Origin of the sequence: Methanothrix sp. (assembly GCF_030055635.1) — an archaeon.
In the GTDB taxonomy this organism is placed as follows: Archaea; Halobacteriota; Methanosarcinia; order Methanotrichales; family Methanotrichaceae; genus Methanothrix_B.
Genome location: NZ_JASFYM010000025.1, coordinates 1 through 8,187, shown reverse-complemented (window position 1 = coordinate 8,187; position 8,187 = coordinate 1). Strand labels below are relative to the sequence as shown.

The 8,187-nt window shown below is 55.3% G+C and carries 7 protein-coding genes and 1 rRNA gene; 3 read left to right on the top strand and 5 right to left on the bottom strand.

The annotated features are described in order from the left end of the window. Positions 1–62: 62 nt before the first annotated feature. Positions 63–581: a nitroreductase/quinone reductase family protein gene (locus tag QFX31_RS08540; RefSeq protein WP_348531683.1), complete on the bottom strand. Its 519-nt coding sequence runs from the start codon at positions 579–581 to the stop codon at positions 63–65. An 11-nt stretch (positions 582–592) separates the two neighbouring features. After that, complete coding sequence (locus tag QFX31_RS08535; protein ID WP_348531682.1) at positions 593–2,401, bottom strand: PINc/VapC family ATPase; 1,809 nt, start codon at positions 2,399–2,401, stop codon at positions 593–595. 359 nt (positions 2,402–2,760) lie between these two features. Between QFX31_RS08535 and QFX31_RS08530 the strand changes: the two genes are divergently transcribed. Both QFX31_RS08530 and QFX31_RS08525 read left to right on the top strand, forming a co-directional pair. Then, positions 2,761–3,297: a hypothetical protein gene (locus QFX31_RS08530; RefSeq protein WP_348531681.1), complete on the top strand. Its 537-nt coding sequence runs from the start codon at positions 2,761–2,763 to the stop codon at positions 3,295–3,297. A gap of 113 nt (positions 3,298–3,410) precedes the next feature. Continuing rightward, a complete protein-coding gene (locus QFX31_RS08525) occupies positions 3,411–4,052 on the top strand; it encodes an MBL fold metallo-hydrolase (RefSeq protein WP_348531680.1) in 642 nt (213 codons plus the stop codon). Positions 4,053–4,143: 91 nt separating this feature from the next. On the opposite strand, the gene guaA is transcribed toward QFX31_RS08525, so the two are convergent. After that, complete coding sequence (guaA, locus tag QFX31_RS08520) at positions 4,144–5,052, bottom strand: glutamine-hydrolyzing GMP synthase (RefSeq protein ID WP_348531679.1); 909 nt, start codon at positions 5,050–5,052, stop codon at positions 4,144–4,146. Positions 5,053–5,284: 232 nt separating this feature from the next. Continuing rightward, on the bottom strand, positions 5,285–6,844 hold the full coding sequence (locus QFX31_RS08515; RefSeq protein ID WP_348531678.1) for an MBL fold metallo-hydrolase: 1,560 nt from the start codon (positions 6,842–6,844) through the stop codon (positions 5,285–5,287). A gap of 140 nt (positions 6,845–6,984) precedes the next feature. Between QFX31_RS08515 and QFX31_RS08510 the strand changes: the two genes are divergently transcribed. Then, a complete protein-coding gene (locus QFX31_RS08510; protein WP_348531677.1) occupies positions 6,985–7,917 on the top strand; it encodes a mechanosensitive ion channel domain-containing protein in 933 nt (310 codons plus the stop codon). 172 nt (positions 7,918–8,089) lie between these two features. Here the strand turns inward: QFX31_RS08510 and rrf are convergent. Beyond that, positions 8,090–8,187 (bottom strand): 5S ribosomal RNA (gene rrf / locus QFX31_RS08505); the annotation flags it as partial.

Sequence of the window (8,187 nt, the reverse complement as noted above, 5' to 3'; positions counted from 1 at the left end):
ATGGCTCTGCGGCGAGAAACACCAGAAAATCGCTAACCTCAACGAGAATACCATAAAGATCATCAAACTGTTCGGACCAGAATGCGAAAAATACTACGGACTGGAGCGTTAATGCGGAATGTGGGATTTATGCGAATGACCCTCACACCCCTCAGCCTCTCCCTGAGCAAATCCTCCTCGACCCTCCAGGGGTTGAACCCGTAGACGAATCCGCTCAGCCCGCCGTTCTTCAGTATCTCTCGCAGCGCTGTGAACTTCTCATCGTCATCGACGACCTCCTCCGCGCGCCCTCTGATCCGTCTATCGGGAAGCATGACCTCGATATGAGGCTCTGCGAGAAGGTTGAGGTACCAGGTGCCCTGCGATCTCTCGCCACGGTAGCAGTATATTCTCCCGTTCACGATGGCGTAACCCACAGGCGTGTAACGCGTTCTTCCGGTCTTCCTGCCCTTCAGTACGAGCACCATGACCCTGCCTGTCACCGGATTTGAGACAATGCGCCCCAGGCCGATCCTGAATGCCGGAAGAACGAAAAAGCTGTTCAGGAGCCTGAAGAACAGCCTGTACACCCACGCGCTCATCGGTCCCCAGGCTACCCCTCAACCAGCCTGACCTCGACCCGCTCCCCTCTCCTGAGCCTGTTCAGCATCAGTCGTGCTATCTCCGAGGACTTTGCGATTCTTATGTCGCCACGCCTGCCGATCGTCGCTGTGAACACCGGCTCGCTCCCGACGAAGACCTCCGCGCTCGCCCCAGCGCCGGCTCCCACCCAGAGTATGAGATGCCTGTCGCTCTCCTCAACCCTGGGAGTTATCACGTCCGGCTCCTCCCTGCGTCCGCGTATGTCTATGTGCATCCCGAGCGCGCGCTCTATCTGCTCTATGTTCCGCCCGGCCTTTCCGATGACCCTCGGGATCTGGGACTCAGGAACTGTCACGACCATGCTGCTGTCGGAGATCATCTCGACCTCAAAAGGGCCCCTGACGTGATGGGCGAGCTCCTTCTCGATCTCCTTGGATGCAAGACGCCATACCGGCTTCTTTCCGGGCTTAGTCACCGGCATGACAACGATCTGGTCGCCGTAGCTGTACATCTCGTACTCCACCGCCCCAGTCTCGAAGTCCCTCACGACCACAACAGGCCTGGCGAGATCCGCCTCGACCATTCCGGTCGGCACCTTGACGACAAACTCCACATCGAGAAGCTTGGTGACCTCGCCGCGCTCTATGAAGACCACAGTATCGACGACCTGGGGGATCATGCCCAGCTCAACCCTGCCGAGAAGCCTCTGGAGCGCATCTATCGGCTTGTTGGCATGCACCACCCCGATCATTCCCACTCCGGCGAGCCGCATGTCAGCGAAGACCACGAAGTCCTGGGTCTTCCTGACCTCGTCGTAGATCGTGTAATCAGGCCTGACGAGGAGCAGTATCTCAGACGATGCCTCCATCGATCCCTCGAGCGGGCCGTACTGCGTCACCTCAGGAGGCACCTGGAGGTCCCTGGGCGACTCCATTGTCTTGACGACGTAGTTGCACTTCAGCAGGTACTCGGCTATGCCCGCTGCAAGCGTCGACTTGCCTGAGCCGGGAGGGCCTGCGATGAGAATGCCCCTCTGCCCCTCGCTCAGCCTCGCCTTGAGCTCGTCAGCGTGCTTGTAGGAGTCCAGATCGACCTTTGCGACAGGTCTGACCGCTGTTATCTCGAGACCATCAGAGAACGGCGGCCTGGTTATTGCGATGCGCATGGGTCCGAGCTGCACAACAGTGGCCCCGTTCTTCTCGATCTCTATGTACCCCTCAGGATCGAGCTTTGCGCGCTCTATGATCTCCCTGGCCATCTCGCGCAGGTCCTTCTCCCTGAGGGGCTTGTCGTCGAGCTTCACAAGCTTGAACGCGCCCACCCCTCCGCGCTTGGCCATCGGGATCGCGTCCTCTTTGAGGTGAACGGAAAGCGTATCCTCTGTGAAGAACTTCTCTATGCTGAGCTTCTTTATCTCATCCCTCTCCGGTCTTATGTACTCCACATCCAGTCCCATGGCCTGAGCTACCTTGTACTGAACCGTATCGCTTGTCAGAAACGATGCTCCCAGCTCCAGGGCGACATCCCTGATCATGGCATCGATCTCGCCGCCGCCGGCGAGCTTGATCTGATCCAGATCAGGCCTCACACCCACGTACTCAAGCTCTATCTTACCTGCCTTTGCGAGCTCCGAGAGGCGCCTAAGCTCCTCGAGCCCCTTTATCCCGATCTCGCGCCCGTGGTTCGCCTGAGCCTCGAGCTCAGCGACAACCGCCTCCGGTATAACGATTCTCCGGCCGGCGAGCGCGCCGGACTTGACCCTGGCCGAGATCCTGCCGTCGATAACGACGCTTGTATCAGGTACCACACAATCTTTCATCGTCCGAAACATCCTTCTTTTATATGGTATCTATCAGATTCTTTTCCGTTTTTATATCGGCGAAATTCAAATATATATTTTCTGCACTCTTGCGGGCACGAAAATGCAGCATGTAGTGTGCAGTTGCGCTGGACTCTCCGCATGGTCTCGAATGTGCTGACTGCAGGAACCGATACGCTGCAGCCAATGTACCGCAACCATCTATTGAACGCTGCGGGTTTCAACGGTACGGCTGCACTACCAGGGTCTGGATGACGGTGATGCAGTTACAGATCAGGCATCTTGCAGGGGTTCCAGCAGATCTCCTCTGCCTTGAGCAGATAGCAACCTTTATCTCTCGATAACCCCCTGGCTATACCATGATACCCAGATCTGTAACGATCATCTCAATTCTGCTGATCGCACTTGGGCTGGCGCATGCTGTGAGTGTGCCCACCGAGAATCTCCCTGCGGGATTCAAGCTGCTGGGCGTGATCGATGCGAACACCACAGGAGTGAACATATCCGAGGAGATAAATGACTTCTACGGCGCGAGAGAGATCGGCGGTGTGAAGGATGTATCCATCGGGAAATACATCTGGGGCGAGATGGGTGTTGACTATGATGCCAAGATCACAATACTCTCCCTGGAGAACGATGGATATGCGATGGCAGCCTACGAGAATTACAAGAGCAGAGAGGAGTTCAAGTACCCGCCCCTTGAGGGGATCGACAGGTTTGCGAATGCCACTATAAACGGCCATGATGCCCTCGAGATAAGGGACATGGTCAGGGATCTCCGGGGAATATCGATAAGGTTCCTGTACCTCTGGACCAACAGCAGCAGCGTCGTGCTCGTTGAGGGCAACAGCTCGCGGGAGAGCAGCATGGCGCTTGCAGCCGCAACCGGCATGTGAGCCACTGCAGATTGCAAAACATTTCTTTTTATATTGTGTAACCGTTGATATGGCAGGTTTAGATACCGCACCTCAATATGTGCGGAAAAAGTTGCAGGGTATGGTGATGGAGCATGGATATAAAGTGGTTCGGGCACTCGTGCTTTCAGATAACCGATTCCATTGGAAGGACCGTCGTGACCGATCCTCCGGATGACAGCGTCGGCTACACGCTCCCGCCGATCAGAGCGGATATCGTTCTCGTGAGCCATGACCACTTCGATCACAACAACGTGGAGGCGGTGCTGGGATCGCCGATCGTCATAAAGCATCCTGGAATTTATAAAGCGGCTGGCATAGATGTAAAGGGCGTTGCGACATACCACGATGATGCAGGGGGTAAGTTGCGGGGCACGAACACGGTCTTCTGCTTCACCATGGACGATATCAGGCTCTGCCACCTGGGCGACCTGGGGCATGTGCTCGACGATAATGAGGCGAGGATGATAGGCGATGTGGATGTCCTTCTCGTTCCTGTCGGTGGGACATTCACGATAGATGCCAGGGGTGCCCTGGCTGTCATGGACAAACTAAAGCCGAAGCTCGTGATCCCGATGCACTACAGGACGCCGGCGCTGGCGTTCGATCTCGACCCTGTGGACAAGTTCATAAAGGCGGCGAGAGGGCGGAAGGTCCTCGGGCCTGAGAAGCTTCTTCATGTATCTAGAGAGGATCTCGATCAGCAGAAGATCGTGCTCCTGGAGTACGTCTCGTAGCACTGAGAGACGCGCTCCGTCTCTTTACAGCCTAGCGGCTGTTGCTCAGCGTCGTGGGCTGGGCACTGTGTTTTCTGTAAGCTCAGCGGGATCACTCGAACTCTATCGTTCCTGGCGGTTTAGGGGTGATGTCGTAGACAACCCTGGAGACGCCGGCTATCTCGCCTGTGATCCTTGAGGATATTCGCCTCAGTGCATCCCACGGAAGCTCCAGCACGTCAGCGGTCATCGCATCCCTGGAGGTCACTGCCCTCACCGCGACGACCCACCCGTAGACCCTGTTATCTCCCTTGACGCCTGTGGCCTTTCCGATCACGGCTGCGAACGCCTGCCACGGTTTGAATGCGGAGATCTCCTCCTCGACTATCGCGTTTGCGGTTCGCACGACCTCCAGCTTCTCCTTTGTTATCTCGCCAACGATTCTGACCGCGAGACCGGGCCCAGGATACGGCATCCTCTCGCTTATCTCCATCGGCAGACCAAGCGCCCTTGCGACCTCCCTGACCTCGTCCTTGTAGAGGTCCCTCATGGGCTCGATTATCCCCTTGAACTCGATGTGCAGCGGCAGCCCGCCAACGTTGTGGTGAGACTTTATTCCGCCTTCAGACTCGATCCTGTCAGGGTAGATAGTGCCCTGGATCAGATACTCCGCGCCGACATCTGCTGCTACTTCCTCGAAAACCCTGATGAACGTCTCGCCTATGATCTTCCTCTTCTGCTCCGGATCCGTCACTCCCTTCAGCGCATTCAGGAACCTCTCGGATGCATCCACTTTAATCAACCCGAGATGGCTGAAGAGCTCCACGATCCGCTCAGACTCGAAGCGCCTCATGAGACCGCTGTCGACGTAGACCGGTACCAGATCATCCCCGAGAGCCCTGTGCGCAAGAACAGCGCAGACAGAGCTGTCGACGCCGCCGGAGAGGGCTATTATCGCCTTGCCCTTTACCTCACGCCGGATCTCATCTATCGCGTTGTCAATAAAACGCTGAACATCCATACTAAGAGCAGGAATCCTCACCGGATAATAGGCTTGTGGTGGTTTAGGGTGTTACGCAGGGCGGAGAACCTTCCGCATCGATTCTGATGCGAACCGCAAGACCAAGTGACTCTAAATGGTCGTGTTCCTGTAACTGAACAGTTGTGGATAGGATTTCACCGGCAGCAAGGTCAACTACATCGGTCTTCAGACCGAAGTAGTTGACTCTCGCTCCCTGCTCACGCCTTAAGAGCTAAAACTCGTACGGCCTTCCCTCCTCCAGAGATACCACATTATCGAAGTTCTTCTCAAACCATTCCAGGTGCTGCGTATGCACCGGCACTATGTGCTCCGGATCAACGGTCTCAACAATCCTTCTTATCTCATCTCCTGATGCGTGGCCTGAGGCATGATATCGCCCGTCGAAGTGAAGCGTGCCGTCTCCATCGATCCCGAACCCCACAGAGATCATGCTGAAATGCTGGAGCCACCGCCAGAGGCGATGGAAGTCTATCTCCATCTCCTCGTTGAACGCCTCGCACGCAGAGTAGATGTACGTCCCACCATCCGGCTTTATGTCCAGCAGGTTCTTCATATCCAGGAAGGAGAAGCAGAGGATGTAGGCCTCAGGGTTCTCCCTGATGCTCAGATGATCCACATACCTGCTGGAGTAGTTCTTATCGACGACCTCCTCCCTCCACTTACCTCTGGCGCTGGAGATCTCTTTGTAGATCCGCAGCGAGCTGTCCATCGAGAAACTGCCGATGGATTGGAGGGCGTGCATGAGGTAGGCATCCTTGGCCGTGACCACAAGCTCGCGGCCCGTCTTTCTGGCAATCTCCTGGAAGGATTCGAGCCTCTCGAAGTTCCGCGGGGAGAAGTCGGCGATCACCAGGCCTGAAGAGCGCTCAACAGCATCCAGGCAGGCCTCGGCCACCGTCTGCTCAGTCACAACACCCTCTCCACCATTCTCACGGATCCGCGTGCCCTCGGTTATCAGCACAGATGCATCCCTGGCGGCTCTGACGAACTCAAGGGTCATCTCTCTATTCCGGCCGTGCAGACGGAAATCGCCCGTGTATGCTACAGTGGTATCGCCTCTCAGTATGTAGGCTGTCGCACCCGGCACCGAATGATCGACTGGATGCGCGGACACATCGAAGGGGAGTTCCGCCTCATCAACGGACTGACACCTTCCTGGCTCCAGCCTTTTAGCTCTCGCAGACTCCTGCCCGGGTCTTCTGGAGAGGTATGAGATGAGCTCATCGGAGAGTTCTCCGGCGCAGCATATATCTCTGCCCCGGTAGCATGCATTCCGCTGGGATCCAAGACACAATCCATGATCATCGCTCATCCCGCGCGGTGATACATAGACCATCTCCATTTCGAGAGACTGATGACCCGTGTCCTGCATGCCCTTCATCATGACCAGGCTCTCCGGAGATGCCACCATGGGGATATCAGATCTGAGCATGCCGATGTTCCCGCAGTGGTCGAAGTGTGCATGGGTTACAAGAACCGCAGCCACACCCAGAGATGGATATGTGTGTATATTCACATCAGCAGGCAGGAGATCCTCGCGGTATATGTTCAGCCTGGGCAGGAGATTGAGGTATATCAGATCGTGAATGCCGCGAGCGTCCCTGCTCCTGAGAAACTCCTCGTAAAATGCGCTGTATTTGCTGAAGTTCTTTCCGAAGTCCAGGAAGACGCCGGAACCATCCTCCTCAAGGTATATCTTGTTCCCACCAATGCCATGGCCACCGTCGTAGACTGTTAGCGATGTCAGACACCCTCCCTCCAGAGATGGCAAGATCCCTTTCGATTTTTAAGATTCGAGATCCTGCTCTCCATTCGGGTTAATTACCTTTACTGCCTATGAACTCTTAATACTCTATCACATGGTTCCACCATGGCATAACTTTTATCTCATGCTTCTCGCACCTGGAAGCGATGGTCAGCTACACGCTCGAGAACGTCACAGTTTACCCCGCTGCTGTCGTCAATGAAACCATAGAGACAATAACGGCACAGAGCAGCAACAGCTCCCTCACGATACTCTACAGCGCCCTGAGCAGGATAGATCCCATAGCGCTCATAGCAAACCTTGTTATAATAATTGTAATCCTCATCGGGACGGAGATCGCCGCGAAGATCGCGGATCGAATGCTGCAGAGGTACTTTTTGAGCTTTGCTGACAGGATGCTCAAGAACAACATACTCAGAGCAGAGCATGTCGAGGAGGAGCGGACCAGGACATTTCACATCATAATAAGAAGGATCGTGGTCGCGGCGATCTACCTTGCCGGCATCGCTCTTGTCATACTCCAGATCCCACAGCTGTACAGGATAGCTGTCGCGCTGCTCGCCGGCGCCGGCCTGGCAGGCCTGGCGATAGGCTTCGCAGCGAAGGATGCTCTTTCAAACCTCATATCAGGGCTGTTCATAGCGGTCTTCCAGCCGATACGCGTCGGCGACTATGTCACCTTCCGCAACGACTACGGGTATGTGGAGGATATCACGCTGAGGCACACGGTCATATGCACCTGGGATAAGAGGAGGATTGTGGTTCCGAACAGCGTGATATCCACAGAGGTCATAGTGAACTGGTCCATGCGGGATCCGGTATCGGTATGGACGGTCGATTTCCTGATACAGGACGCATCAAAGATAGACAGAGCAAAATCTATAATCCTGGAGATCGCGAAGAGCCAGCCACATGTTCTGAAGGAGATGGAGATCAAGGTCCTTCTTGTGGATAGCAGTAAGGACGGCAACAGGCTGCGCCTTTACTTCAACTCCCCCAACAGGGACCTGGCGTTCGACACAGGATGCCAGATACTCGAGGAGGCGAAGAAGGTCTTCATGAAAGAGGGGATAGGCTAGAGGATCTCCAGAGGGCGAGTTCGAGTGTAAATGCAAAGGGTCACCCTTTCGCACAGATCAGCACGGTCTGTCCAGATGCATTCATTCCTAATAAGAACAGGAAAGAAAAGAACAGGACAGACAGTAAAACGACTCAAAACCAAAGTATTTTAGTACAAAGTATTTTAGTGAGAGTTGGCAGCGACCTGCATTTCCCGAGGGCTCGCGCACCTCAGTACAGTGCAGGACGTGGGCGGGCTTATCTTCTGAGTTCGGGATGGGTTCAGGAGT

Coding starts and splice junctions, on each gene's coding strand:
- guaA (WP_348531679.1), bottom strand. CDS start 5,052: ATGGATGTTCAGCGTTTTATTGACAACGCGATAGATGAGATCCGGCGT.
- QFX31_RS08510 (WP_348531677.1), top strand. CDS start 6,985: ATGGTCAGCTACACGCTCGAGAACGTCACAGTTTACCCCGCTGCTGTC.
- QFX31_RS08535 (WP_348531682.1), bottom strand. CDS start 2,401: ATGAAAGATTGTGTGGTACCTGATACAAGCGTCGTTATCGACGGCAGG.
- QFX31_RS08540 (WP_348531683.1), bottom strand. CDS start 581: ATGAGCGCGTGGGTGTACAGGCTGTTCTTCAGGCTCCTGAACAGCTTT.
- QFX31_RS08525 (WP_348531680.1), top strand. CDS start 3,411: ATGGATATAAAGTGGTTCGGGCACTCGTGCTTTCAGATAACCGATTCC.
- QFX31_RS08530 (WP_348531681.1), top strand. CDS start 2,761: ATGATACCCAGATCTGTAACGATCATCTCAATTCTGCTGATCGCACTT.